The organism is Pseudomonas sp. IT-P2, from assembly GCF_949767575.1.
In the GTDB taxonomy this organism is placed as follows: Bacteria; Pseudomonadota; Gammaproteobacteria; order Pseudomonadales; family Pseudomonadaceae; genus Aquipseudomonas; species Aquipseudomonas pharyngis.
The window spans coordinates 216,160-241,097 of sequence record NZ_CATKQA010000048.1 but is presented as its reverse complement, the minus strand read 5'-3'; the positions used below and the strand labels follow the sequence as shown (position 1 = coordinate 241,097).

Sequence of the window (24,938 nt, the reverse complement as noted above, 5' to 3'; positions counted from 1 at the left end):
ATGTTCATTGCAGAGCGACGCCGGGACAACCGTAAAATCGACCCGCAATCCATGACTAAAACGAATGAATCCGCGAACCCTCACTCCCTCGATGTCGTTGCTGCTGGCATTTGAAGCCGCCGCACGCCATGAAAGCTACACCCGCGCCGCCCACGAACTGTCGCTGACCCAAAGCGCGGTCAGCCGGCAGGTGCAGATTCTGGAAAAGATGCTCGGCATGCGCCTGTTCAGCCGTGAAGGCCGGCGGGTGATTCTCACCGACGTCGGGCGCATGTATCAGCGCGAACTGTCCGAAGCCCTCGGCCAGATCCGCAGCGCGACGTTGCAGGCCATGGCGTTTGGCTCTGGCATCCACAGTTTGCGCCTGGCGACCCTGCCGACCTTCGGCTCGAAATGGCTGCTGCCACGCTTGAAGGATTTCTACACTGCCCACCCCGGCATGACTGTGCACCTGCATTCACGCATCGAAACGATCGACTTCGACACCAGCGAAATCGACGCGGCGATTTGCGTCGGTGGCGGTGACTGGCCGGGGCTGACCGCTCACCGCCTGCACACCGAAGAACTGGTGGTGATCGCCAGTGCGCAGCTGTCCGATGCCGAACGCCGTGCGGCCGACAAGGACATCGCCGGGCAACTGCTGCTCAACGTCAGTAGCAACGCTCAGGCCTGGTCCGAGTGGTTCAGCCATCATGCCCTGCCCCATCGCAGCATGCGCATTGGCCCAAGTTTCGAGATGACCTCGCACTTGATCCAGGCCGTGCGCGCCAATATCGGCATCGGGCTGGTGCCGAGGATTCTGGTGGAAGATGAATTGCACAACGGCGAGCTATTGCAACTGGGTGAACCGATCAGCAGCCGGCGCAGCTATTACCTGGTGTACCCGGCGCGCAATGAGTCGCTGGCGTCGCTGAAGGCGTTTCGCGACTGGTTAATGCGCACGCTTTGAAACAATCGAGGGCGCCGTTTGGCGCCCTCTGGTTTTGCTCGATCAGAATCGCGGCTTCAGCGCTTTCCAGTCAGGTTTATAGCGTTGCATCTGCCGCACATCATCGCGCTGGCGAATGCCGCAGGTCAGGTACTGGTCATGCAGCTTGCCCAGTTGATCGTGATCCAGTTCCAACCCCAGGCCCGGCGCACGCGTGATCGTCACGCAGCCATCGACGATCGGCAGTTTGCCGCCCTTGATCACCTCTTCATCCGGCTCCTGCCACGGATAATGGGTGTCGCAGGCGTAGTCCAGATTTGGCACGGCGGCCGCCACGTGCGCCATGGCCATAAGGCTGATGCCCAGGTGTGAGTTGGAATGCATCGACACGCCGAGGCCGAAGGTGTCGCACATTTTCGCCAGGGTCTGGGTGTCACGCAGGCCGCCCCAGTAATGGTGATCGGCGAGAACAATCTGCACGCTGTTCTGCGCCACGCTGCGGCGGAACTCGTCGAAGTCAGTGACCACCATGTTGGTCGCCAGCGGCAGCCCGGTGCGTTTGTGCAGCTCGGCCATACCGTCGAGACCCGGGGTCGGATCCTCGTAATACTGCAGATCATCACCCAGCAACTCGGCCATGCGGATCGAGGTTTCCAGCGACCAGTTGCCGTTGGGATCGATGCGCAGCGGATAATCGGGAAAGGCCTTTTTCAGCGCCTTGATGCACGCCACTTCGTGCTCCGGCGGCAACGTGCCGGCCTTGAGCTTGATGCTCTTGAAACCGTACGCCTCGATCATCCGCGCCGCCTGGGCGACGATTTGCTGCTCGTTCAGCGCCTCGCCCCAGTTGTCCGGTTTGTACGGTGAATCGACGTGCTGCGCATACTTGAAAAACAGGTAGGCACTGAACGGCACTTCGTCGCGCACCGCACCGCCCAGCAGATCCACCAGCGGCACATTCAGGTAACGGGCCTGCAAGTCGAGAAACGCCACTTCGAACGCCGAATACGCATTGCTGACGGCCTTGCTGGCGTGGGAACCGGGCGCCAGTTCGGCACCCGCCAGACTTGCCGGTTTGTGGGTGGCAACCGTGGTCTGAACGATCCGACGCAGCTGATTAAGATTAAACGGATCGAGACCGATCAACTGCGACTGCAACTGTTGCTGGATCGCCAACGCCGGGGCATCGCCATAGCTTTCGCCGAGGCCGATGTAGCCGTTGTCACTCTCGATCTCGATGATCGAGCGCAGGGCGAACGGTTCATGGATGCCACTGGCGTTGAGCAGCGGCGGATCACGGAAAGCGATCGGAGTGACGGTTACGCGAGTGATTTTCAAAATGACGCTCCTGTTGAGTCGGAATCAGTGGCTCGCCACCGGGTTGGCCGTCGGCACAACGGCAGTTTCGGGTTCAGGCTTTGCCGGGGTTTTGCCTTTGGCGCCTGGCGCCATGCGGGCGAAGAAGATCACTACTGCCGCTACCAGCGAAGTTGCGGCCAGGCCATACAGGCCGCCTTCTATGGAGCCGGTGGTCTGTTCAAGAAAACCGAACGCGGTCGGCGCAACGAAGCCGCCGAGGTTGCCGATGGAGTTGATCAGCGCGATCACCGCCGCCGCGATGCGCGCATCCAGATAGCTCTGCGGAATCGGCCAGAACAGTGCCGAAGCCGCCTTGAAACCGATGGCCGCAAAACAGATCGCGACGAAGGCGAAAATCGGCCCGCCGGTGGTGGACATGAACATGCCGAACGCGGCGATCACCAGGGTCAGCGCGACCCACGCCTGCTGGAATTTCCACTTGCCGGCCAGCGCCGCAAAGCCGTACATCGCGACAATGGAAATGATCCACGGCACCGAGTTGAGCAGCCCGACCTGGAAGTCGCCGAGGTTGCCCATTTTCTTGATCATGCTCGGCAGCCAGAAGGTGGCGCCGTAGATGGTCAGGGCGATGGAAAAGTAGATGAAGCAGAACAATGCGATCTGCCGATCCGCCAACAGTTTGAACATCGATGGTTTGGCGACGTGGGTCGCTTCGCGGGCACGTTGTTCCTCGGCGATTGCCATCACCAGCGCTTCACGCTCCTCCTCGCTCAGCCACTTGGCCTGGCGCGGATGGGATTGCAGCCAGAACCAGACAAACCCGCAGAGCACCACCGACGCAGCGCCTTCGATCAGGAACATCCACTGCCAGCCGTGCAGGCCCAGACCGCTGATGTGCAACAGCGCGCCGGACACCGGGCCGGAAATCACCGAAGCAATTGCGGAACCGCTGAGAAACACCGCCATGGTCTTGCCGCGCTCAGAGGCCGGCAGCCATTGGGTGAAGTAATAAATGATCCCCGGGAAGAACCCGGCTTCGGCAGCGCCCAGGATGAAGCGCAGCACGTAGAAACTGGTTTCGCCTTTGACGAACGCCATGGCCATCGCCGCTGCGCCCCAGGTGAACATGATCCGCGTCAGCCAGGCGCGGGCGCCATAGCGTTGAAGAAGCATGTTGGACGGCACTTCAAACAAGGCGTAACCGATGAAAAACAGACCGGCGCCAAGGCCATAGGCAGCGACGCCGATACCCAGATCGGTTTCCAGATGACTGCGCACGAAGCCGATGTTGACCCGGTCGATGTAGTTGACGATGAACATCACCACGAACAGCGGCAGCACATGGCGCTTGACCTTGGCGGCGGCGCGGGCGAGTACCGTGATGTCCGGCGGACTCTGGAGGGTATTCAAGGGGCGACTCCCGATCTTTGTTTTTGTAGGGATGGCCTGTTCAGGCGTAGAGCGATCATGGACGGGGTGATTGATCCCGTCTAATCTAACTTGGCATTCGATTGATACCTGGATTAGATCAATGTTCGAATTGACCCAACTGCGCTGCTTCACCACTGTCGCCACCGAACTCAACTTCCGCCGCGCCGCCGAGCGGTTGAACATGACCCAGCCGCCACTGAGCCGGCAGATCCAGTTACTGGAACATCACCTGGGCGTCGACCTGTTCACCCGCAGCACACGCAGCGTGGCGCTCACCGCTGCCGGCCGGGCGTTTTTCATCGAGGCGCAGAATCTGCTCGAACGCGCACAACAGGCCGCCGTCACCGCCCGACGTTTTGCCGAGGGTGATATCGGCTCGGTGAACATCAGTTTTGTCGGCAGCGCGGTGTATGAATTTCTGCCCAAGGTGATCGCCGAGGCGCGCCTCAAGCAGCCGCAGGTGAAGATCGACCTGACCGAAATGAACACCTATCAGCAACACGAGGCCTTGCGCGCCCGACGCATCGACCTGGGGATCGTCCGCGCGCCGTTGCTGGAGCCTGGTTACGCCACCGAATGCCTGGTGCGTGAGCCGTTTGTGCTGGCGGTGCCGAGCGGCCATCGACTGGCCGAGGCCGACGAGGTTTCAGTGAAGGATCTGGATGGGCAGCCGTTCCTGATGTATTCCCACGCGGCCTATCCGCCGTTCAACGAATTGCTCACCGGCATGCTGCGCTCGGCCCGGGTCGCCCCGGATTACGTGCAATGGCTGGGGTCTTCGCTGACGATTCTGGCGCTGGTCAATGCGGGCATGGGCCTGGCGCTGGTGCCGCGTTGCGCGACCAGCGTGGTGTTCAGGAATGTGGTGTTTCGCGAGATCGATCTGGGCGAAGGGGTGCAGAGCGAGCTGCATCTGATCTGGCGGGAGAACAACGACAACCCGGCGTTTGCGATGTTGCTGGAGGGCATTCGCCGGGCGGTGAAGGATGGATGGGGTTAGGAATGGGCTTGCGGATATGGAGGGTATTTCGGCGGTGGAGGTGCCTTTGATGCCTCGATCAATGGTTTCTCCAGCCGCTTTCCGTCCGGCCCTACAAAAAGACGCTTTATATGTGGCGGTATTGGTTGTGATGCTCTGGCGGTCATGATGAACCCTCTGATACAGGGCTGAATTCAACCCATTTAACCCTCGTGGAATCTATCAGCAAAAATTCCGCACTAATAGGCACCTCCGTTCCATCCTCGTTGATCCAGCAGGGATATTGCATCACAAACTGCCCGCTGGTTGACTCGGGTGGCCAGTCCACCGGCCAGCCCAGGACGCGCCTTTCATCATCCAAATGCAGGGTGATAACGCGATCATATTTCGCAAATGCGCTGAACCATTGACTGGGGTAGGAAGATTGTTTCGTGACGTTTCTGCTGCGCAACCAACCATGTAACTTGCCATTCGCTGACAGGCAACAGGCCAACAACCCGAGTACCAGCGACGCAAAAAATGCCCACGACGCTTCAGCCTTCGCATCCCACTTTCCTATGGAAAACCCCTCCTCCCCCACCCACACACAAACCGCCCCAATCCCCAGCACCATCCCGTGAATCACAAACGTGAAAATCAGCGCCTGCACAATCTGGCCGAACGTATCCGGTCGCTTGAAGGCCGTCAGCGTGTAGAAAATCCAGGTCGAAACAAACCCCGGGACCAGGTATTGCAAAAGCGGAATCACTTCCTTCACCAGATCATCCATGATCGGTCGCTCCTTGAATCAAGAAACACTCCTCCCAAAACAGCAATCCCGGCCTGTAATGGTCCGGCATTCAAAGCCTAGTGCTCGCGGGAAAAAAGCCCGCAATCAACTGTCACCGCGCATTACACTTCCCGCAGAATCTGATCCGCACCGTTCCCTGCCGCCATCAACACCGCCGCATGAAGGTTGATGCACGAGCCGGATCGTTTCATCATCGCGCAAGGTTTCGAGGAGTAACGCCATGACCCGTTATCAGCCGTTGAACTGTGATCTGCACGACTACCTGGAAATAGCCTGCCTGCGCGGCTATCAACTGGACATTGAGTTGGTCGACGGTCAGCGGCTGATGGCCCGGGCCGTGACCACGCGAACCAGCAGTGAAAAAGAAGAATTTCTGGTGATCGAGCAACAAGGCGCGCAACAGGAAATTCGCCTCGACCAGTTGCTCGCCATCACACCTCAGGAGACCAACGCCGAGTTCGGTCGGGTGGTCCTTGCCGGAGGGGTTTGCGGAATCTGAACAAAAAATCCCGCCCGGCATCAACCGGGCGGGATTTTCTAAACACGCCGTTTACGCGACGACGGGGATCATCGGATCCGCAGCCGCCAGCGCGATGGCACGGTCAGCCGCCGGTGGATAGATCCACTGGGTGTTGATCTGGGTCTTGAGCGACTTGCCCTCCTCCTTGACCAGTTTCACCTGACGATCCCAGCCTTCGGTGTACACCGCGCCCCAGGCGCCGAGGTCTAGGCAGGTCACGTATTTCGGCTGGCTGTACGGCGTTGGGTCGACCCCGAGGATCTGCGCTGCGACGTTGTTGCCGGCGTGACGACCAAGGGAAATCGCGTGCTGGCAGGTCATCAGGGCGAAGTTGCCGACATCGTCGGTGGCCGCGTAAGCCACGTCGCCGGTGGCGAAGATGTCGTCCTGGCCGATGACTTTCAGGTTGGCATCAACGTGCAGACGGCCCTGACGATCACGCTCGGCAGGAATCTGCTCGGTCAGGGAGCTGGCACGTACACCGGTGGTCCAGACCACGGTTTTTGCCTCGATACGCTGGCCGTCCGACAAGGTCACGCCGTTTTCATCGACGGACACCACCGACACACCCAGTCGCCATTCCACGCCCAGCTCTTCGCTAGCTTCAGCAATCGACACGCTGATCGCTTCGCCCATGGACGCGCCGACTTTTTGCCCGCGATCAACGATGATCACTTGAATATTGGCATCGTCGCCCAGCACGGCCCGCAGACGCGCCGGCATTTCAGTGGCGGTTTCGATACCGGTGAAACCACCGCCGGCGACGACCACGGTGTTGCGCGCCTGGCTTTCAGGCTGGCAGATCAGGGAATCCAGATGGTTTTCCAGGCGGATCGCAGCTTCGATCTGGTCGACGTCAAACGCATATTGCGCCACACCCGGGGTGTCCGGCAGGGCCAGGCCGCTGCCGGAGGCCAGCACCAGTTTGTCGTAGCTGAACACCTGTTGCGCACCGGCTGCGTCGGTGTAGCCCACGGTTTTCGCCTGTACGTCGATGGTGTTCGCGGCGCCCTTGATGAAATTGACGCCAACCGCGTCGAACAGATCGCCCAGTGGTGCGGCCAGTGTGTGGGCATTCGGCTCGTAGAAACGTGGGCGAACGCGCAGCTCGGCTTGCGGCGCCAACACGGTTACGTCGATGTTGTCCCGATTGTGAATGTCGACCAGACGCGTGGCGCTCAATGCCGTCCACATGCCACCGAAACCTGCGCCGATTACCAGAATGTGCTGTTTCATTGTTCTCTCCAGGCACGAAGCCAAGTCACTGAATGAGGTGGAAGGATTCACATCATCGGGAGCGGACACGTCTGTATTTTTCAAGAACGCGGAAGGCTGCTCACCGGATAACGGCGACTGTATTGGTCGCCGTTATATCCGACAAGTCAGATTTTGTGATGATTAGCATCGAAAACTTCGATAGCTCAGATTGAACGGAGCCACCCTCTTCAACTCGTTGATTCAGCTGAAATCAAGAAATCCGGGATCCTAATAGCCAAACACTCAAGGCGCTCTCGATTTGTTTGCCACGAACAACCCTGATAACATCGGCGACAAATACAGTCGGAGATAGTTATGTCGCTTTACAGTGCGGGGGTCGAGTACGGCATTCACTGCCTGGCCTTTCTGGTGGGCAGCGGCGGTGACAGTCGTGAAGCCAGCGTGCGTGACCTGGCAGAGCTGCAAGGGGTGCCGCTGGATTACCTGGCGAAGATCTTCACCAAACTGGCCAAAGGCAAGCTGGTGGAATCCACCGGTGGCGTGCGCGGCGGCTTCACCCTGGCGCGTCCGGCGGAAGAAATCACCCTGCTCGACATCGTCAATGCCATCGATGGTCCCAAGAACATTTTCGAATGCCGGGACATTCGCGGACGCTGCGCGCTGTTCGATGGCTCGCCGCCGGACTGGGCGCTGGACGGCACCTGCTCGATTCACGCCGCGATGATGACCGCGCAAAAGCGCATGGAAGAAGCCCTCGCCCAGCAGACCATCCTCGACATCGCCAGAAAGGTCGGGCGCAAGGCACCGGCGGGGTTCAACAGTCAGGTGGAAGACTGGATGCAGGATCGCCGGGAAAAGAAGACCGGCGGCGCCGGCATTCCGCTCACCGACATCTCGGACTGAGCTCGATCAGCAGGCAAAAAAAAGCAGAAACCGATCTCCGGTTTCTGCTTTTTTTATTTCGACCTCACAGGCAGTCGCGCACCGCTTTGCGCAACGATCCGGACTTCGCCCACGGCGGCCCCTGATACAGGGAAACGCGGCTGCCGTCCTTGTACTTGACCACATCGAGAATCTCGTCAGCGGTGACGATGCTCGGCGCGGTGATCCGGTAGCCATTGGAAATCGCTGTCTGGGACGTCTTGGCAACGTCCTGCTGCCACAACGGCAATACACACGCGGCGTAGTCCTTGGGAGTCTTGTTGCTGGTCTTGCTGACATTCGGCTCGCCCGGCACCAGTGACGCAGGCAACGAACAACCGGCCAATGCTACCAACAGCATGCCCCCGATCAACATCCGCATGGTGATTCCTTCATCTGAAAAAAACGCGAATGTAACCTGTAACTGTTCGGACATCCATCGTAGCGCTCTGCCTGTACTCCTCGAAAACCGGACCAATCAGCTCACCGACAGATGACCTTGCCCCACTCCCAAAAAATGCGGCTACTCTGTTTTACCGAGAATGTTCCGGAGGTGATCATGCGGCTCAATGAATACGAACACGAACTTCAACGTGACCTGCAAAGCGTGGCATCGGACTTGAGATGGTCGGCGGTGGACCTCAAGCGCATTGCCGAGCAATTGCGCCAGTCGGGCAACGAGGCGGACGCCCAGGCGGTACTGCGATCCTGCGAGGTGCTGCAAAGCGATGAAGAGCGCCTGCAGCTGTATGCCCGGGAAGTGAAAGCCCGCGCCATCAGCCGAACCAAAGTCCACTGAAACCCACCCGGTCCACAACAAAAAGCCCCGGACATCCGGGGCTTTTTCTCCACAGGCCTTCAGCCTGTCTTGCGACCGCGTACACGGCTTTTGTACCCCGGCAGTGCGGCGGCGTAGGCCAGCGCTTCTTCGCGACTGGCAAACGAAGCGAGCCGGTCACCCTGCGTGCAGACCCGCCACGGGCCGTTGTTCACGCTGAGTACGTCGTAGCCATTCATGTGCATTTTGTTCAGCATCGCCATGCTCATAGGCACCTCCTGTCTTCTAACGAACTTTTGCACCTTACACCCGCAACGCGCAATCGTGCCGACCGGACGTCGCGCCGTCTCTGCGTCAAGTCTCCGGCACTTTTGCCGCTGCCGGGCACTCAGAAGCTCTAAACCGGCAGCGGCCCAAATATTGCTAATTCATGACAGATTTATGACAAACGGCAATCAGGTAACACATGAAAGTACGAGCAACCGTCATCTGCGAACAGGATCGACACATTCTCCTGGTGCGCAAACCCAGATGCCGCTGGACGCTTCCGGGGGGCACCGTCGAACCGGGAGAGACCCGCGCGCAAGCCGCCGCCCGAGAACTCAAGGAAGAGACCGGCCTGGACAGCGATGACATGCTTTATCTGATGGAACTGCAGAACGGCAGCACCCGCCACCACGTCTACGAGGCGTCGGTGCTGAACATTGAGCAGGTTCGCCCGCTGAACGAGATCGTCGACTGCCTCTGGCACCCGCTGGATGCGGTGCAGAATCTGAACGTCAGTGACGCCACGCTGAGCATCGTCCGCGCCTTTCAACGACGCCTTTGACTCTCAGCCGGCGAACGCCCGGCGTCCGGCGCTCATTTCCGTGCGCAATTCACCGATGAAATTGGAGATGTCACGAATGGTGACCAGATGCTCAGGAGAAACACCATTGAGCAGCAACTCGACACGCCCGCTGTCGGGTTCGTACACCTTGATCTGCAAGAGGCCTTGCGCCGTTTCGGTGCAGTCGCAATACAACGGCGAAAAGCCGGATTCGACGATGCGGCAAATGTCGGCAATGGCAATCATGGGGGCACGCCTCACAGGCTTTGGCTCGGGCGACCCGATCAGCATAGATGAGCTTTCACTGCCCCGCCCCTGCCGCCCAGTGTAAAAATTGCCAACCGTTTCACAACTTCAAATCGCGGTTCTCAATGGGCGTCATGGTCCCAGATCCAGTTCCATATTCCCGGCAGATTCACCGGTTTCGACGACTCGCGCACCGTGCGCGCCAGCGCAGCTTTTTCCAGCGCCGCGCGATCGTCATAGAACGGTTTGCCTGCCAGTCGTACGCCGGTGGCGGCGGCACTGTCGAGCAGAATCTGCAGATACTCGCGGGTGTGGCGCGCGGTGTAGCGGTTGAGGTCATGGAAGGTCACCACCACCGGAATCACTCCGTCCACCGTTGGCAATTCGCCGAGGGCAATCCGTTCGCGGACTTCCGACAGTTGTCGCAGCATGTTCGCCCGCCGCCGGGGGCTGGCGTTGAAGCCCCAGATCTTGCCGTCGTTGGCGCTCAGGTCGGTCAGCAACACCTGCATATGGTGCTGCTGATAGGCGGCGAAGGTGCGTTTGTCGTAGTTCCAGAATGGCGGACGCAATAACGTCGGCGGCGCGCCAGTGATTGCCGCGATGTCCGCCGAACCGTTGGTCAGCGAGGTTTCGAGTTCTTGGGGATCGAGCAATCGATGATTGGTGTGCCAATGGGTGGCGGTGTGAAAGCCCAGAATGTGCCCTTCAGCGTGCTCGCGGCGCATGACTCGCCGACCGATCTCGCTGTTGCCCGCTCGGGGTGCGCGGGTCTGGACGAAAAACACCGCTTTGATCCCCGGTTGCAGCGGGTTGTCCTTGAGGCTGTCGAGTACGGTGTCGGTGGGGTTGAAAAGACTGGAAGCGCTGGGGCCGTCATCGAAGGTCAACAGAAACCGCACAGGCGCCTGCTCTTTGAGCCGGGCCTCGGTCTGCGCGGTCATTTCGATGGGAGCGGCGATGCATCCGGCCAACCCGACGGCTACCGCCATCGCACAGAAAACCTTGAACCACTGTGTCATGTTTTGCCTTGAGCCCGACCGTTGCGGTCATGTTGTCGATTGGCAAAACTCCTTCGCCGCTGCTGCCTCCCTGCGACCCATTGAGATGGGCCGAGGTTGGATAAAGATACACAGGGTTTGGTTCCGGCGCTCGCTCAGCGCGCCAGCGCCTGTTGAAACGAGCTGTCGATGATACCGGCCGTGGCCAGCGGAGCCGGCAGCGCCTTGACCTTGAACAGGAAGTCGGCCGTGCTTTGCAGATCGGCGGCGGCCTGCTGATCCACCGGGCCGACCGTCATGTGCGCCTGGCGCAACCAGTGCCGCGAAACCTGTTGATCGAGGTTGGCCTTCTTCGCCCACAGGTCGGCGTACTCGTCGGTGTGGCTGTCGACCCAGGCCCTGGCCTGCTTCAAACGTCCGAGGAAATCGGCGATCGCTTCGCGCTTGCTGTCGATGGACGGCGCAGACGCGGCGATGGCGCTCAAGCCCGGCATCAGGTTTTTCGCCGTGAGAATCGGCCGGGCGCCGGAGAAAACGATCTGCTGGGAAATGTACGGCTCCCATACCGGGAACGCATCGATGCTGCCTTGCGGTAGCGCGGCCGCCGCATCGATCGGCATCAGTTTGACGAAGTCGACGTAATTCTCCGGCAAACCGCCCTGCTCCAGTGCGCGAAGGGTCAGCTGCTGACTCCAGGCACCCGGCCAGTAGGCGACTTTCTTGCCCTTCAGGTCCTCGATGGTTTTCACCGGAGAATCCTTGGGCACCAACAGGGCGATGGTGTCCGGATTCTGTCGTGACACACCGATCAGCTTCACCGGCGCTTGTTTAGCGGCCAGAAACAGAAAACCCGAATCCCCCAGGAAACCCAGATCCAGCGACCCGGTGTGCAACGCTTCGGCCAACGGCGCGGCAGCCTGGAAGTGTTTCCAGTCAACCGTGTAAGGCGCGTCCTTCAACACGCCGGACGCTTCTATCGAAGCGCGGATGTTGTAGTAATTCTGGTCGCCGACGTGCAGGACCAAAGGTTCGGCAGCGTAGGTCAATGGCGTGGCAAACAGTGCGCTGGTCAACGCGGCGCGTAGGAAACGTGAGAGCTTCATGGCGAGTCCTGCAGAAGGGATTTTTATAGACCATAACGCTCTTACAAATGAGATTTGAAATTCTATTAGCGCATAAGCTCAGCACCTTCCAGTTGCACTGTTTGCCGAGCAACAGTGGCTCGGCACAGTGTTTTCCCTGCAACACTTCAAACCTGCAAAACCGGCGTCACCCCCCGTAAATACGGGACAAAACGTACATGGCACAGAGCCTGCAATATTCCATTCATGCAGGAAGCATTCGATAAAAATATCTTTTTGGACATAAGAATCTGTTGCCTTGCCGGAGCGTGCCCATGAAACCCTTCTTACCGTTTTCCCGCGTCAAAACGCTGCTCGCGGCCTGCGCTGTAGCCCTGAGCCTACAACCTCTGGCCCACGCTGCCGAAGCGCCGCCGGCCGAAGTGCATCTGGATTACGCCTATTACTCGCCGGTCAGCCTGGCGTTGAAACATCTGGGCTACCTGGAAAAAGCCTTGCCCCAGAGCAAAGTCAGCTGGGTGCTGAGCCAGGGCAGCAACCGCTCGCTGGAATACCTCAACAGCGGCGGCGTGGATTTCGCCTCGTCGGCCAGCCTCGCCGCCGTGCTCAGTCGCGCCAATGGCAGCCCGATCAAATCGGTCTACGTCTACAGCCGCGCCGAGTGGACCGCGCTGGTGGTGCGCAAGGACTCGCCGATCCAGTCTGTCGCCGACCTCAAGGGCAAGAAAATCGCCGCCACCAAAGGCACCGATCCGTACCTGTTTACCCTGCGCACCCTGCAACAGGCCGGGCTGAAAAAGGACGACGTGGAACTGGTGCACCTGCAGCACCCGGACGGCCGCACCGCGCTGGAGAAAGGCGATGTCGACGCTTGGGCCGGCCTCGATCCGCACATGGCCGCCAGTCAGGTGCAGGCCGGTTCGCGCCTGCTGTACCGCAATCGCGACTTCAACAGCTACGGCGTGGTCAGCGTCACCGAGCAATACGCCAAGCAACACCCGCAAACCATCGACACCGTGATCAAGGCCTATGAGCAGGCCCGCGAGTGGTCGGTGAAGAACCCCGACGAATTGGCCAAATTGCTCGCCAGCGAATCCGGCCTGCCGCTGGACGTGGCCAAACTGCAATTGTCGCGCACCGACCTGAGCAGCCCGCAGCTGACCGCCAGGGACGTGCTGGCCTCGAAAGCCGCCGCGCCGATTCTGGTCTCCGAAGAACTGGTGCGCCGTGGGGTGAATGTCGATCAGGTCATCGATCAGTTGATCGACACCGGTTTCCAGCAAGTCGCCGCCGCCCAGTAACCGATCAGGCCCATGACAAGTCCGCGTCCGTCGCGGATTTGTCGTGAGCGGAGAACCGTCCATGAGCAACGACTTGCCCGCCCGCCTCGCCGTGCCGGCACCACGCCGAAGACTCCCACTGCTGAATCCGCTCTGGCGTCGGCGCCTTAAAGGCCTGGCCCTGCCACTGCTGATCGTGATCGCCCTCGAATTCATCGTGCGCATCGGCTGGCTGCCGTCCTACCAGATGCCGGCGCCGAGCGAGATCGCCCTGACCCTCACCGACCTGGCCGAAGGCGCCCTGTGGAAACACATCGGCGCCAGCCTGATTCGCGTGCTGCTGGGGTTTGCCATCGGCGCGAGCCTGGCGCTGGTGTTCGCCGCATGGGTCGGCCTCAGCCGCGAAGCCGAGGCCTATCTGGAACCGACGTTCGCCGCACTGCGGTCGATTCCCAGCCTGGCCTGGGTGCCGCTGTTGCTGCTATGGCTGGGGATCGACGAGACCTCGAAAATCGTTCTGATCGCCATCGGCGCGTTCTTCCCGGTGTACGTCAACGTGGTCGCGGCGATCCGCAACATCGACCGCAAACTGGTGGAAGTCGGGCACATCTACGGCTTCAGCCCGCTGCAACTGGTGCAACGGATTCTGTTGCCCGCCGCCCTGCCCGGCCTGTTCACAGGATTGCGCAGCGGCATGAGCCTGTCGTGGATGTTTCTGGTGGCGGCCGAACTGATCGCCGCGACCAGAGGTCTGGGTTACCTGCTCAGTGACGGTCGCGAAACTTCGCGGCCGGACATCGTGCTGGCTGCGATCATCGTCCTGGCGCTGCTGGGCAAACTCAGCGACGGTTTGCTTGCGGTGCTGGAACGTCGCTGGCTGGTCTGGCGCGACGCGTTCACCGGCCAGGGCAGCAAGGATTGAACCGTGCAACTAAGCTGAAACCTTCAGGCAGCCGTTCGCCGGAGGGTTGGCCGATGTGCGGAAGACTGTCGCAATACCGGGGTATCCACGATTTCGTCGCGGTGCTGAGCATTCCCGATGCGCTGATCAATCACGTCGGCGAGGCGCCGCTGGCGCATTACAACGCCGCGCCCACCACGTCACTGGCGATCCTTCATCAGCACCAACAACGGCTATACGCCGACAATCTGCGCTGGGGCTGGCGCCCGCACTGGGCCAGGGATCGCGCTGCACCGATCAACGCGCGGCTGGAAAAAGTCGCCCACGGGCCGTTCTTTCGAGCGATCTGGCGTCATCGACTGATCGTGCCGGTCGACAACTGGTTCGAGTGGGTCGATGCACCCGACAAGAGCCGACAGCCCTGGCTGATTCGTCGGGCCGATCACCAGCCGGTTTTCTGCGCCGCCATCGGCCAGTTTCCGATACCCGGCGAACCTTCACGGGAAGACGACGGCTTCGTCATCATTACCGCCAACAGCGAAGGCGGCTTGCTCGATGTGCATGACCGGCGCCCGATTGTGCTGCGCGCTGATCGGGTGCAGGAATGGCTCGATCCCGCCACGCCCACAGAGCGTGCCGAGCAGATGCTGTTGTTCGAAGCCGAACCCAGCGAAGCGTTCCAATGGCACAAAGTCGGCAAAGCGGTGGGCAACTCCCGCAATCAGGGTGCGGAATTGATTGATGCCGTACCGTAAATAAATGTCGACGTGGTGCGTTATCAAAAGCAGGAATTCACGAATCGAATCCTGCGTGTTACACGCGGTGTTTCAAACGCGAAACATTCAACCTAAACAGTCGTTTGATTGAACTAACCGCCTGTCTGACATTTCAACCGTCATACATACATTTACAAACACTACGGATAGCATGCGCGCCGCATTTCCTTTTGGCATACCAGTTGACCAAAGAGTCAGCAAAACCAGGAATCCCCCACAAACTTACAAGCCTTGCAGAGAATTAAGTTGCGCGACGATTTTGCAATCAAACAGGTCACAGGCCTGGAGTGTATTCATCTGTCCCCGACAGAACGCTTTGAACTCGACTGTTTTATCGGCCACTACATAAAGACTCGAAACCTGCGTGACGTACCCGATATCGACCGCATCCTGCGCGCCACCCTCGAAAGCTATCCCTGCCACCCGCCGGTGATGGTCAACGAGCTGAATGCCTGGATCGACAAGACCTTGGGTTATCGGGCCTCCCACCCCGATTTCACGCAGCTGGAAGATCTTTGATAAAACGAAAAGCCCCGCAATCGCGGGGCTTTTCGTTGTGGCGTTCAGGGTTTCAGCGGGCGTTCCTGATCACGGTCGGACAACTCGCGGCTGTCGTCATGCTTCCAGGTCTGCTCCTTGTGTTTCTCCCGCTCGAGCTCTTCTTCACTCGGTTCGTCATCTTCTTCGGGACGTTTCTGCTCGGTTGCCATGTTCACCTCGCTAATGGAATTCATCCATTAAGCGTAGAACTTAAAGCCACCAGCGCAATAGAAAGAAGAACGCCATGCTCAACAGCATGCTGAGCAATGTATTACGCGTGTAGATCACCAGGCCGATTGCCACTAGTGAACTCAGCAGATAAGGGTTGTCCCACTGCAGATTCAGTTGTTTGTCTGGCATGAATACAATCGGCCCGCAAATCGCAGTCAACATGCCCGGAACGGCAAAACCGAGAAATTGCCGCGCGTTGCTGCTCAGACGCACCGGCAAACGTGGTTCGAGAAACACGTAACGGTTGAGGAACACCAGAATCCCCATGCCGATAATCACTGCCCAGACCATCATGTGCGCTCCCGATACAGCTTGTTGCAGATAAACCCGGCGGTCATTCCGGCCAGTCCCGACAGCACCAGCGCCGAACCCCATTGCCAGTAACTGAACAACACCGAGCAGAACAGCGACACCGCCACGCAGACCACCGTCGGCACATTGCGCACCACCGGGGTGATCAATGCGATGAAGGTGGCGGCAATCGAGAAGTCCAGCCCCAGGTGCTCAAGCCCCGGAATGCTGCTGCCGAGCACGATGCCGGCCAGGGTGAAGAGGTTCCAGGCGATGTAGAACGTCAGGCCGACGCCCAGGGCGTACCAGCGGTTGAACTGCTGACGATCGTGCTGACTGGTCAGGGCGAACAGCTCATCGGTGAGCAAAAAGCCCAGGCCAATGCGCCAGCGCCCCGGCAACGGCGAAATCACGTGGCGCATGCTCATGCCGTAGAGCAAATGCTGCGACGTCAGCAGCAACGTGGTCAGCAGAATCGAGAAAATCCCCGCGCCGCCCTTGAGCATGCCGATCGCCACCAATTGCGCAGCGCCGGCGAACACGATGCTCGACAGGCCTTGCCCTTGCAGCGGCGTGAGGTTGGCTTCGATTGCCATGGAGCCGGCCAGCAGCCCCCACGGCGCGGTCGCCAGGGATAACGGCATGATCGCCGCGGCTCCGCGAAGAAAGGCACTGCGCGGCATAAATGAGTCAGACATATCACGCTTCAACCGTGAGACAAGACCCCGGACTCTGCCAGCAAACGCCCGTGGGTGGCTTGAACAATCTTGCGCAGTTGGCGCAAATCCTTCCTTCCGTCAGTCGTTTACGGGCGTAACATGGCAACCATTCACACACGCGTCAGGGAGACGACATGCTGTATCGAATAGCCGCCGACGGGCTGGTGCTGTTTCATTTGCTGTTCATTCTGTTCGTGCTGTTCGGCGGACTGCTGGTACTCAAGTGGCCGCGGCTGATGTGGCTGCATTTGCCAGCGGCGGCCTGGGGCGTGGCGGTCGAGGTGTTGCACCTGACCTGTCCGCTGACCTATTGGGAAAACCTGATGCGCCACGCCGCCGGGCAAACAGAGTATGCCGGCGGTTTCATCGAACATTACGTCTGGCCGATCATCTACCCGGCCGGGCTGACCCCGCAGATTCAGTTGGTACTGGGCAGCGTGGTGCTGGCGGTCAACCTGCTGGTCTACGGGCGCCTGATTCGCCGCTGGAAACTCAGACGCGCCGCGCGCATTCCGTTTTAGCGCGCTTTCAATGTTTCCAGCCAGGCCGGATCGAGGCGCGTCTGATCGGTGTCCAGACCCAACGCCTCCATCCGCGCCTTGTGCGCTTCGACTTCCCGGTGCAATTGCGCGTGATCGCTGGAGTTGCCATCCAGTTCATGCATCTGAGTCAGGCCCAGGTGATAGAAACGCAGCACCTTCATCGCCACCGGATCACCCTTCTCCACCGCCGCCGTCACCTGATGCATCACATTAGTGACGCTCATCAGGCTGCGCTTGAGCCGCCAGCCGTACACTGCCGGGGCCATCCAGGTCTGGTTCCAGAAACGTCCGCGCAGCAACGCCGCCGTTAGCAGAAATGCGCCAAACACCCCGCCGACATTGAACCGCAGATTATCCCCGCCCGGCTCGCCGAACAGCGCCACCGCCGCCGTCGAAAACGCCATCGCCAGCACCAGAAACAGCAACGCGATGATCAGCGTGCTGCGCCGGGTCTGCTGGCGATAAGTGATGGCATCGATTGGTTGAATCTCGAACATCGCGACAGGCTTCCATGGCTTGAGTTAAAAAGAGGCTGCGCATTATCGCCTCTGGGGCGGATTTAGCTATGCTGGAGCGCCTTTTCATCTTTTCTACGTCCAACGGGGACATGGCGATACCACGCAGATCGTGCCATCTTCATTCATGGATACACACTATTCGGATGCCATTGGCCATGCCGGCAATGACATCGTTTTAAGGATCACTGCATGACCCAACGACACGTAATCAATGCCTCGGTCAGCCCGAAAGGCAGCCTCGAAACCCTTTCCCAACGTGAAGTTCAGCAACTGAGCCAGGCCGGAACCGGCAGCACCTACACCCTCTTTCGCCAGTGCGCCCTGGCCATCCTCAATACTGGCGCCCATGTCGACAACGCAAAAACCATCCTTGAAGCCTACAAGGACTTCGAAATCCGCATCCACCAACAGGATCGCGGCGTGCGTCTGGAACTGTTGAACGCCCCGGCCGACGCCTTCGTCGACGGCGAAATGATCGCCAGCACCCGGGAAATGCTGTTCAGCGCCCTGCGCGACATCGTCTACACCGAAAACGAACTCGACGCTTTGAGCATCGACCTAAGCACCTCCCAGGGCATCAGCGACTACGTCTTCCACCTGCTGCGCAACGCGCGCACCCTGCGTCCGGGCGTCGAGCCGAAAATCGTCGTGTGCTGGGGCGGCCACTCGATCAACACCGAAGAATACAAATACACCAAGAAAGTCGGCCACGAACTGGGCCTGCGCAGCCTCGATATCTGCACCGGCTGCGGCCCGGGCGTGATGAAAGGCCCGATGAAAGGCGCGACCATCGCCCACGCCAAACAGCGGATTCACGGTGGCCGTTACCTCGGTCTGACCGAGCCGGGCATCATCGCCGCCGAAGCGCCGAACCCGATCGTCAACGAGCTGGTGATCCTGCCGGACATCGAAAAACGTCTGGAAGCTTTCGTCCGCGTCGGCCACGGCATCATCATCTTCCCGGGCGGCGCCGGCACTGCCGAAGAGTTCCTGTACCTGCTGGGCATCCTAATGCACCCGGACAACGCCGGGCTGCCGTTCCCGGTGATTTTGACCGGGCCGAAACACGCCGCACCGTACCTAGAACAACTGGACGCCTTCGTCACCGCCACCCTCGGCGAAGCGGCGAAACAGCACTACGAAATCATCATCGACGACCCGGCCGAAGTGGCGCGGCAGATGACCGCGGGCCTCAAAGCGGTGAAGCAGTTCCGCCGCGAGCGCAACGATGCGTTCCACTTCAACTGGCTGCTGAAAATCGACGAAGGCTTCCAGCGCCCGTTCGACCCGACCCACGAAAACATGGCCAACCTCAAGCTGCACCGCGACCAGCCGCCTCATGAACTGGCGGCCAACCTGCGCCGCGCGTTCTCCGGGATTGTCGCCGGCAACGTCAAGGACAAGGGCATTCGTCTGATCGAGGAACACGGGCCGTATCAGATCCGTGGCGACGCCGCGATCATGCAGCCGCTCGATCTGCTGCTCAAAGCCTTCGTCGCCCAGCACCGGATGAAACTGCCGGGCGGCGCGGCGTATGTGCCGTGCTATCGCGTGGTGTCCTGACCCGAAGAGACAGGTGCCCGAAGCGCAACGCTTCGGGCACTCCTTATAAAAAGAGCGAACCATGGATCACATCAACCACATCCTGATCGTCGACGATGACCGCGAGATCCGCGAGCTGGTCGGCAATTACCTGACCAAGAACGGCCTGCGCAGCACCGTGGTCGCCGATGGCCGGCAGATGCGCAGTTTTCTGGAAGCCAACACGGTCGACCTGATCGTGCTCGACATCATGCTCCCCGGCGATGACGGGCTGGTGCTGTGCCGCGAGTTGCGCGCCGGCAAGCACAAGGCGATCCCGATCCTGATGCTCACCGCCCGCGACGACCAGACAGACCGCATCCTCGGCCTGGAAATGGGCGCCGACGATTACCTGACCAAACCCTTCGCCGCCCGCGAGCTGCTGGCGCGGATCAACGCCGTGCTGCGCCGCACGCGAATGCTGCCGCCCAATCTGCTGATCACCGAAACCGGGCGGCTGCTCGCGTTCGGTCGCTGGCGCCTGGACACCACCGCCCGACATCTGCTCGATGAAGACGACACCATGGTTGCCCTCAGTGGCGCCGAGTATCGCCTGCTCCGGGTGTTTCTCGATCATCCGCAACGGGTGCTCAGCCGCGATCAATTGCTGAACTTGACCCAGGGGCGCGACGCCGACCTGTTCGACCGCTCCATCGATTTGCTGGTCAGCCGCCTGCGTCAGCGTCTGCTGGACGACTCCCGCGAGCCGACCTACATCAAGACCGTGCGCAACGAGGGTTATGTGTTCTCCTTCGCCGTGGAGATGCTCGCCGAATCCTGATGGATTTGTATCACTCTGTATAAATTCGCCGCGCAGATACGTAACCGGTGTTTTTGGGCCGTCACACCACATATCAGCGATACACCCTCGCGTTTGAATGAACCCACCAGAAAGCACTGGTTCACTCATCTCAAACGCAAGGAGAAGCACCATGTTCAAGTCCTCGAAATCCCTGGTACTCGTAATCAGCCTGCTCGGTGGCCTGGCCCTGACCGACCTGGCGTCCGCCAGCTCCCAGCCGCTGGTCGCCGAATACGGCTCGGAAAACCTGCAGAAGGATCGCGTGGCCGAAGGTGGCGCGGATCGCTTGCAGGAACTGCGCGAACGCGTGGCTGAAGGCGGCGCCGACCGTTTGCAGGAACTGCGTGAACGCGTGGCTGAAGGCGGTGCTGACCGTTTGCAAGAGTTGCGTGAACGTGTAGCTGAAGGTGGCGCCGACCGCTTGCAGGAACTGCGCGAACGTTCGGCCCGCAGCGTACTGGTCGCCGAGAACCGTCCCGAGTTCGGTTCCAAGTACCAGCGCTACTGATCGTCTGTACCCGCCGTTGTCGATTCCTGCCGGGGGCGCTCTGCCCCCGCAGCGATCACTACCGATAAGCCTTGTTCTCTGACACAAAAGCCCCGCTGTTTCCCCACGACAGTCATCACTGCTCGTACTAAGCTGCGCGATTGATTTGTTCAGGGACGATCCATGAAACGATTTGCCGCTTGTCTGCTGTCAATGCTGGCCCTGACGGCCACTGCGGCGGACCTGCAACTGCTCACCGACAACCACCCGCCCCTGCATTTCATGCAAGGCAATCAGCTCGCAGGATTCGGTGTGGACGTGGTGCAGGCCCTGGCGAACCAGACCGGCGACCGCATCCATCTGCAACAAGTCCCGCTGCTGCGCGCCCTGCGCATGGCCAGCGACACGCCCGACACCGGCGTATTCACCGTGCTGCGTACCGATGAGCGCGACGATCGCTATCAATGGGTCGGGCCGCTGATCGAAGTCGAAACCGCGCTATACGCCCGCGACAATCTCCAGCCTCCCGTGCACAGCCTGCGTGAAGCCGATCACCTGGGCCGGATCACCGTGCCGCGCAAATGGCTGGTCTACAGCTACCTGCAAGGGCAAGACCTGAACAACCTCTACGGCGTGGAAACCCCGGAGCAGATGATGCGACTGTTCAGCCTGGGGCGTACCGATTTCGTGGTCTCCGATACCTGGTCCAAAGCCGCCCTCGCCCGCGAACAAGGCCTGGAGCCGGGACGCTTGCAGTACCAGATCCCGCTGATGAAACAGAACACCTACATTGCCTTTTCGCCGCAGACCGATCCGAAACAGGTCGCACGCTGGCAGCAGGCGCTGGATACATTGCGGGCCGACGGCCGTCTGGAGAAGCTGCGCCAGCGCTGGCTGAGCAATACCCTACCGCGCTGATCGCGCATCAACACCTTCGATAACAACTATGCGCAAGGGTGTTTTCACATCAAAACCCTCCAGCACTACAGTGGGCCCCATCTTCTCCCCACTCTCTGGAGCAACATCATGAAAGACATCATCGCCCTCGGCTTCATTGTTTCCCTGATCGGCGCCACTTCCGCCATCGCTGCCCCACACGCCAGCACTCCAGTTGTCGCGGCTGCGACCGTTGGCCAGTCCGGCACCCTGAACGTCGACACCGTCAGCAACGACGCCGAACACCAAGGCCTCAAACTCCAACAGAACGCCGAACAGACCAAACTGTACGTCGCGGAAAACCGCCCGGAATTCGGTTCCAAATATCAGCGCTACTGAGTGATCGGTTTGAGCTGCCAGAAACAGGAAACCCCGCCAAAGCGGGGTTTCTTGCATTCGGGCGTCAGCGCACCAGTCGCGCGGCCAGTGCCTTGGCCTGCGACGCCACATCGGTGACGGCGGTGCTCTCCCACCACATCCCGCGCAACGGCGGGCCCATGGCGAACAGACGGTTCGAGACCCTACCCTCTTCATCCAGCACAGCGCCGTCCACCGCTGCCGCGATGCCCAGCGCCAATGGCCCCGGCCGAACCAGACCGCGCGACAGCAACTGCTGCGGCAAAGGTCGCGCGACCCGGCGCCAGTCGTATTCGATGCCGCTGGAATTGATCAACGCCGCGCCCTGCACCACGCGGGTCTCAGCCTTACCGCGAGGGCGAATACGGATACTCACCCCGCCATCCGACGCCAATTCAAGACCCTTGTAGGACGCAGCATGAATGCGCAATCGCCCTTCCCGGTGCAGACGCTCGACCAGTTCCGCGCTCAGCGGCGGTGAACGATGGTGATGACTTTCCCACCACGGCCGCACATGGCGCACGAATTGCCGGCGCTGCGCATCGCTGGCCTGGCTCCATAACCGGCCGATGTGCGCACGCACGGTGTCCAGCGGCGCCTGCCAGTCGATGCCTTGGGCGATGGCGTCGCGGCAATGCCGACGCAATTCGCGCAATAGCTGGCGCGGTGTGCGAATGCTGTGATCCTCGGCGAGGAAGTCCACCCACGCGGGCGGTTGCCGACGAACATGAGGCAGCAGCCCGTGCCGGGAAAACACCTCGATCGGCCCGCGATGCCCGGCCTGCTCCAGCGACACCACGGCATCGACCATGGTCAGGCCGGAGCCGATGATCAGCACCGTGGATTGTGGATCGAGCTGGCGCATGGCCGCGACATCCCACGGATCCAGTGCCGCCGCGTTGAGGCCGCTGGACTCCTTTTGCGGCGTGCGGGCAGCCGGGAACATCCCGGTCGCCAGCACGGCAAAAGCGCCCTGCAGATGCTGGCCGTCACTCAAGGTGAGCTGCACGCAATCGCTGGAAGCCTGAACATCGACCACTTCGGCGCGCACATGCTCGACCGTCGAACCGCATTGCGCCCCCACCTGCTGCGCTTCGGCCAGACGCTGTTGCACGTACACGCCGAACAGCCCCCGAGGCGGAAACAGTTCGCTGACCGGCACATGCTGCTGATCCGACTCCGGCCAGCCACCGCCAGCGATGTGATCGGTCAGCCATTGAGTCAGGTCATCGGCATTGTCCGGATCGACGCTCATCCGCGCCGCATTGCCGTTGAGCGTGTGGCCCAGCTCCACCGCGCTGTACGCTTCGCCCCGGCCCAGTTCGGCCCGGGGCTCGATCACCAGAATCGTTCTGCGCCCCGGCAAACGCAGCAATTGCACCGCCAGCATCGTACCGCTGAGGCCGCCGCCGACAATCAGAATGTCGGCGTGACGGGTGGCGGTTGTATCGGTTTGAGTCATGCCGTTCTCGCAGCTGAGGATATGCTCGGGCCAGTGTCATTCAGACGCCGCGAAGACGTCTAGACAGACGCGACCTTTTTCTCCTGCCGATGCAGCTCGCCGAGGTTTCGATAGCCGCTGCCCGGATGGATCTCCGGCAGTCTCGGCCCTTCGCCAAACAGCTTCTCACGCAAGGTCCCCGGCGCGTACTCGGTCTTGTAGACACCGCGCTTCTGCAACTCCGGCACCAGCAATTCCACGGCGTCGATGAAGGTTTCGTGGGTCAGCGCGTAGGCGAGGTTGAAGCCATCGACGTCGGTTTCGTCGACCCATTCCTGCAACAGGTCCGCCACCGTTTCCGGGCTGCCGACGAACAGCGGGCCGAAGCCGCCGATGCCGACCCAATCGGCCAGTTCGTTGGGGGTCCAGACCTTGTTCGGATCCGCTGTGGAAAACGCTTCGACCGCCGACTGAATCGCGTTGGTGTGTACGTGTTTGAGCGGTTCGTCCGGTTTGAAGCGGCTGAAGTCGATGCCGGTCCAGCCGGAAATCAGCGCCATCGCGCCTTCGTAGCTGACCCAGGATTTGTATTCTTCGAACTTGGCTTTGGCCTTGGCGTCGGTCTCGCCGAGGATCACCGTTTGCAGATTGAAGATCAGGATCTTCGACGGATCGCGCCCGGCCTCGGCGGCGCGACGGCGGATGTCGGCCACGGTTTTCTTCAGCAGCACTTTCGACGGTGCCGCGACAAATACACACTCGGCATGCTCGGCAGCAAACTGCTTGCCACGACTGGACGCGCCGGCCTGGTAGAGAACCGGCGTGCGCTGCGGCGACGGTTCGCAAAGGTGAATGCCCGGCACCTGGAAGTGTTTGCCGTGGTGGCGGATCTCGTGGATCTTGCTCGGGTCACTGAAAATCCGCCGCTCGCGATCCCGCAGGATAGCGCCCTCTTCCCAACTGCCTTCCCACAGTTTGTAGCAGACCTCCAGGTATTCCTCGGCGAAGTCGTAGCGCGCGTCATGTTCGGTCTGAGCTTGCTGGCCGATGTTCTTCGCACCGCTCTCCAGATAAGAGGTGACGATGTTCCAGCCGGCACGGCCCTTGGTCAGGTGATCGAGGGTCGACAGGCGTCGGGCGAATGGATACGGATGTTCGAAGGACAACGAGGCGGTCAGGCCGAAACCCAGGTGCTCGGTGACCAGCGCCATCGGAGGAATCAACTGCAATGGGTCATTGACCGGCACCTGCGCCGCCTGCCGGATCGCCGCTTCGCCGTTGCCGTTGTACACGTCGTAGATGCCCAGCACGTCGGCAATGAACAAACCGTCGAACTTGCCGCGCTCGAGGATTTTCGCCAGATCGGTCCAGTACTCCAGATCCTTGTATTGCCAGGAGCGATCCCGAGGGTGAGCCCACAGGCCCGGCGACTGATGGCCGACGCAGTTCATGTCGAAGGCGTTGAGACGGATTTCGCGGGGCATCAGACGGCA

31 protein-coding genes are annotated in these 24,938 nt (G+C 60.5%); 16 read left to right on the top strand and 15 right to left on the bottom strand.

Features of this window, described 5'->3' with window-relative positions; genetic code table 11:
* The first annotated feature begins 64 nt into the window (after positions 1–64).
* The gene (locus ACM6JM_RS28605) at positions 65–949 is read left to right on the top strand and encodes a LysR substrate-binding domain-containing protein (RefSeq protein WP_011334658.1); all 885 of its coding nucleotides are present in this window, start codon (positions 65–67) and stop codon (positions 947–949) included.
* 42 nt (positions 950–991) lie between these two features.
* Here ACM6JM_RS28605 and ACM6JM_RS28600 read toward each other — a convergent pair whose 3' ends face one another.
* Both ACM6JM_RS28600 and ACM6JM_RS28595 read right to left on the bottom strand, forming a co-directional pair.
* Positions 992–2,266: a glucarate dehydratase family protein gene (locus ACM6JM_RS28600; protein ID WP_163975637.1), complete on the bottom strand. Its 1,275-nt coding sequence runs from the start codon at positions 2,264–2,266 to the stop codon at positions 992–994.
* Between the two features lie 24 nt (positions 2,267–2,290).
* Positions 2,291–3,658 (bottom strand): MFS transporter, encoded by a 1,368-nt coding sequence (locus ACM6JM_RS28595; RefSeq protein WP_039766961.1) that lies wholly within the window; start codon positions 3,656–3,658, stop codon positions 2,291–2,293.
* A gap of 121 nt (positions 3,659–3,779) precedes the next feature.
* Between ACM6JM_RS28595 and ACM6JM_RS28590 the strand changes: the two genes are divergently transcribed.
* Complete coding sequence (locus ACM6JM_RS28590) at positions 3,780–4,679, top strand: LysR substrate-binding domain-containing protein (protein WP_039766962.1); 900 nt, start codon at positions 3,780–3,782, stop codon at positions 4,677–4,679.
* Between the two features lie 142 nt (positions 4,680–4,821).
* On the opposite strand, the gene ACM6JM_RS28585 is transcribed toward ACM6JM_RS28590, so the two are convergent.
* The gene (locus ACM6JM_RS28585; protein ID WP_039766964.1) at positions 4,822–5,427 is read right to left on the bottom strand and encodes a DUF6338 family protein; all 606 of its coding nucleotides are present in this window, start codon (positions 5,425–5,427) and stop codon (positions 4,822–4,824) included.
* A gap of 241 nt (positions 5,428–5,668) precedes the next feature.
* Between ACM6JM_RS28585 and ACM6JM_RS28580 the strand changes: the two genes are divergently transcribed.
* A complete protein-coding gene (locus ACM6JM_RS28580) occupies positions 5,669–5,947 on the top strand; it encodes a Rho-binding antiterminator (protein ID WP_039766966.1) in 279 nt (92 codons plus the stop codon).
* Between the two features lie 51 nt (positions 5,948–5,998).
* On the opposite strand, the gene ACM6JM_RS28575 is transcribed toward ACM6JM_RS28580, so the two are convergent.
* A complete protein-coding gene (locus ACM6JM_RS28575) occupies positions 5,999–7,204 on the bottom strand; it encodes an NAD(P)/FAD-dependent oxidoreductase (protein ID WP_085667588.1) in 1,206 nt (401 codons plus the stop codon).
* 336 nt (positions 7,205–7,540) lie between these two features.
* Between ACM6JM_RS28575 and ACM6JM_RS28570 the strand changes: the two genes are divergently transcribed.
* Positions 7,541–8,089, top strand: a complete 549-nt coding sequence (locus ACM6JM_RS28570; protein WP_074688679.1) for an RrF2 family transcriptional regulator — start codon at positions 7,541–7,543, stop codon at positions 8,087–8,089.
* A gap of 64 nt (positions 8,090–8,153) precedes the next feature.
* Here ACM6JM_RS28570 and ACM6JM_RS28565 read toward each other — a convergent pair whose 3' ends face one another.
* Complete coding sequence (locus ACM6JM_RS28565; protein WP_039766968.1) at positions 8,154–8,489, bottom strand: hypothetical protein; 336 nt, start codon at positions 8,487–8,489, stop codon at positions 8,154–8,156.
* Positions 8,490–8,666: 177 nt separating this feature from the next.
* Here ACM6JM_RS28565 and ACM6JM_RS28560 point away from each other — a divergent pair, with 177 nt between their 5' ends.
* A complete protein-coding gene (locus tag ACM6JM_RS28560) occupies positions 8,667–8,906 on the top strand; it encodes a hypothetical protein (protein ID WP_007950501.1) in 240 nt (79 codons plus the stop codon).
* A gap of 59 nt (positions 8,907–8,965) precedes the next feature.
* Here ACM6JM_RS28560 and ACM6JM_RS28555 read toward each other — a convergent pair whose 3' ends face one another.
* Positions 8,966–9,154 carry a hypothetical protein gene (locus ACM6JM_RS28555; RefSeq protein WP_039766970.1) on the bottom strand — a complete coding sequence of 63 codons (189 nt, stop codon included), beginning with the start codon at positions 9,152–9,154 and terminating at the stop codon, positions 8,966–8,968.
* 197 nt (positions 9,155–9,351) lie between these two features.
* On the opposite strand from ACM6JM_RS28555, the gene ACM6JM_RS28550 reads away from it, so the two are divergent.
* Positions 9,352–9,714, top strand: coding sequence for an NUDIX hydrolase (locus ACM6JM_RS28550; RefSeq protein ID WP_039766972.1), 363 nt, complete (start codon positions 9,352–9,354; stop codon positions 9,712–9,714).
* Between the two features lie 3 nt (positions 9,715–9,717).
* On the opposite strand, the gene ACM6JM_RS28545 is transcribed toward ACM6JM_RS28550, so the two are convergent.
* The 3 genes from ACM6JM_RS28545 to ACM6JM_RS28535 all read right to left on the bottom strand — a co-directional run bounded on the left by ACM6JM_RS28545 (position 9,718) and on the right by ACM6JM_RS28535 (position 12,064).
* Positions 9,718–9,960, bottom strand: coding sequence for a DUF1652 domain-containing protein (locus ACM6JM_RS28545; RefSeq protein WP_011334667.1), 243 nt, complete (start codon positions 9,958–9,960; stop codon positions 9,718–9,720).
* A gap of 122 nt (positions 9,961–10,082) precedes the next feature.
* Positions 10,083–10,982 carry a polysaccharide deacetylase family protein gene (locus tag ACM6JM_RS28540; RefSeq protein WP_414882861.1) on the bottom strand — a complete coding sequence of 300 codons (900 nt, stop codon included), beginning with the start codon at positions 10,980–10,982 and terminating at the stop codon, positions 10,083–10,085.
* Positions 10,983–11,116: 134 nt separating this feature from the next.
* On the bottom strand, positions 11,117–12,064 hold the full coding sequence (locus ACM6JM_RS28535) for an ABC transporter substrate-binding protein (protein ID WP_414882860.1): 948 nt from the start codon (positions 12,062–12,064) through the stop codon (positions 11,117–11,119).
* A gap of 293 nt (positions 12,065–12,357) precedes the next feature.
* Here ACM6JM_RS28535 and ACM6JM_RS28530 point away from each other — a divergent pair, with 293 nt between their 5' ends.
* The 4 genes from ACM6JM_RS28530 (at position 12,358) to ACM6JM_RS28515 (ending at position 15,519) form a co-directional block, all read left to right on the top strand.
* Positions 12,358–13,344 carry an aliphatic sulfonate ABC transporter substrate-binding protein gene (locus ACM6JM_RS28530; protein WP_039766977.1) on the top strand — a complete coding sequence of 329 codons (987 nt, stop codon included), beginning with the start codon at positions 12,358–12,360 and terminating at the stop codon, positions 13,342–13,344.
* Between the two features lie 61 nt (positions 13,345–13,405).
* On the top strand, positions 13,406–14,245 hold the full coding sequence (locus ACM6JM_RS28525) for an ABC transporter permease (protein WP_414882859.1): 840 nt from the start codon (positions 13,406–13,408) through the stop codon (positions 14,243–14,245).
* Between the two features lie 53 nt (positions 14,246–14,298).
* Positions 14,299–14,979, top strand: a complete 681-nt coding sequence (locus ACM6JM_RS28520; RefSeq protein ID WP_414882858.1) for an SOS response-associated peptidase — start codon at positions 14,299–14,301, stop codon at positions 14,977–14,979.
* A gap of 267 nt (positions 14,980–15,246) precedes the next feature.
* Complete coding sequence (locus ACM6JM_RS28515; RefSeq protein ID WP_414882857.1) at positions 15,247–15,519, top strand: hypothetical protein; 273 nt, start codon at positions 15,247–15,249, stop codon at positions 15,517–15,519.
* A gap of 44 nt (positions 15,520–15,563) precedes the next feature.
* On the opposite strand, the gene ACM6JM_RS28510 is transcribed toward ACM6JM_RS28515, so the two are convergent.
* The 3 genes from ACM6JM_RS28510 to ACM6JM_RS28500 are packed head-to-tail and all read right to left on the bottom strand — an operon-like array spanning position 15,564 to position 16,760.
* On the bottom strand, positions 15,564–15,710 hold the full coding sequence (locus ACM6JM_RS28510; RefSeq protein ID WP_166742325.1) for a hypothetical protein: 147 nt from the start codon (positions 15,708–15,710) through the stop codon (positions 15,564–15,566).
* Between the two features lie 40 nt (positions 15,711–15,750).
* A complete protein-coding gene (locus ACM6JM_RS28505) occupies positions 15,751–16,062 on the bottom strand; it encodes an AzlD domain-containing protein (protein ID WP_166742327.1) in 312 nt (103 codons plus the stop codon).
* Positions 16,062–16,760 (bottom strand): AzlC family ABC transporter permease, encoded by a 699-nt coding sequence (locus ACM6JM_RS28500; RefSeq protein ID WP_414882856.1) that lies wholly within the window; start codon positions 16,758–16,760, stop codon positions 16,062–16,064. Before ACM6JM_RS28500 ends, ACM6JM_RS28505 begins: the two co-directional genes overlap by 1 nt.
* 155 nt (positions 16,761–16,915) lie before the next feature.
* On the opposite strand from ACM6JM_RS28500, the gene ACM6JM_RS28495 reads away from it, so the two are divergent.
* Complete coding sequence (locus tag ACM6JM_RS28495; protein ID WP_414882855.1) at positions 16,916–17,302, top strand: DUF2784 domain-containing protein; 387 nt, start codon at positions 16,916–16,918, stop codon at positions 17,300–17,302.
* Here the strand turns inward: ACM6JM_RS28495 and ACM6JM_RS28490 are convergent.
* A complete protein-coding gene (locus ACM6JM_RS28490) occupies positions 17,299–17,820 on the bottom strand; it encodes a DUF3087 domain-containing protein (protein ID WP_414882854.1) in 522 nt (173 codons plus the stop codon). The genes ACM6JM_RS28495 and ACM6JM_RS28490 overlap by 4 nt on opposite strands.
* Before the next feature lie 210 nt (positions 17,821–18,030).
* On the opposite strand from ACM6JM_RS28490, the gene ppnN reads away from it, so the two are divergent.
* From ppnN to ACM6JM_RS28465, 5 genes are all read left to right on the top strand, one after another.
* Complete coding sequence (gene ppnN / locus ACM6JM_RS28485; RefSeq protein WP_064597381.1) at positions 18,031–19,404, top strand: nucleotide 5'-monophosphate nucleosidase PpnN; 1,374 nt, start codon at positions 18,031–18,033, stop codon at positions 19,402–19,404.
* A 61-nt stretch (positions 19,405–19,465) separates the two neighbouring features.
* Positions 19,466–20,203: a response regulator gene (locus tag ACM6JM_RS28480; protein WP_039766999.1), complete on the top strand. Its 738-nt coding sequence runs from the start codon at positions 19,466–19,468 to the stop codon at positions 20,201–20,203.
* Between the two features lie 151 nt (positions 20,204–20,354).
* Positions 20,355–20,732, top strand: coding sequence for a hypothetical protein (locus ACM6JM_RS28475; RefSeq protein ID WP_039767002.1), 378 nt, complete (start codon positions 20,355–20,357; stop codon positions 20,730–20,732).
* Between the two features lie 162 nt (positions 20,733–20,894).
* A complete protein-coding gene (locus tag ACM6JM_RS28470; protein WP_414882853.1) occupies positions 20,895–21,629 on the top strand; it encodes a substrate-binding periplasmic protein in 735 nt (244 codons plus the stop codon).
* A 108-nt stretch (positions 21,630–21,737) separates the two neighbouring features.
* The gene (locus ACM6JM_RS28465) at positions 21,738–21,986 is read left to right on the top strand and encodes a hypothetical protein (RefSeq protein WP_039767006.1); all 249 of its coding nucleotides are present in this window, start codon (positions 21,738–21,740) and stop codon (positions 21,984–21,986) included.
* A gap of 64 nt (positions 21,987–22,050) precedes the next feature.
* On the opposite strand, the gene ACM6JM_RS28460 is transcribed toward ACM6JM_RS28465, so the two are convergent.
* A complete protein-coding gene (locus ACM6JM_RS28460; protein ID WP_414882852.1) occupies positions 22,051–23,466 on the bottom strand; it encodes an FAD/NAD(P)-binding protein in 1,416 nt (471 codons plus the stop codon).
* 59 nt (positions 23,467–23,525) lie between these two features.
* Positions 23,526–24,929 (bottom strand): LLM class flavin-dependent oxidoreductase, encoded by a 1,404-nt coding sequence (locus ACM6JM_RS28455; RefSeq protein ID WP_085610604.1) that lies wholly within the window; start codon positions 24,927–24,929, stop codon positions 23,526–23,528.
* Positions 24,930–24,938: the final 9 nt, after the last annotated feature.